General features: G+C 72.8%; 1 pseudogene. It reads right to left on the bottom strand.

From position 1 onward, the window contains the following. Positions 1-313: pseudogene (locus ACTM86_RS08995) on the bottom strand (IS21 family transposase); the annotation flags it as partial.

The following is a 313-nucleotide window of genomic DNA, read 5'->3' as shown; positions in this document are numbered from 1 at the left end:
GCGCCGGCCGATGCAGCGCCTGGGCACGGACCACTCCCTGCCGGCGGCCCTGACGAGCATGGTCGGCGGGACGGTCTGGACGCTCACGTCGCCCACCATCGACTCGAGGAGCCGGAGGTTCCCGATGGGCCGCAGGCTCTCCTTCTCCCGCATGAACAGCGCGTCGGGCGGCAGGCCGGTGGTGCGGTTCGGCTCAGAGTTTGCCTGGGCCTCGACCCGGGCCACCGCCTCGGCGAGGCCGCTCCACCCGGTGAACTCGCCGCCGTAGGCGAGCAGGCGGTTCAGGAAGCGGTTGGCCGACTCGTCCTTGCCC

The sequence above is a fragment of the Collinsella sp. HCP3S3_E11 genome (assembly GCF_052067375.1).
GTDB lineage: Bacteria > Actinomycetota > Coriobacteriia > Coriobacteriales > Coriobacteriaceae > Collinsella.
This window is presented reverse-complemented; position numbering and strand designations above follow the sequence as displayed.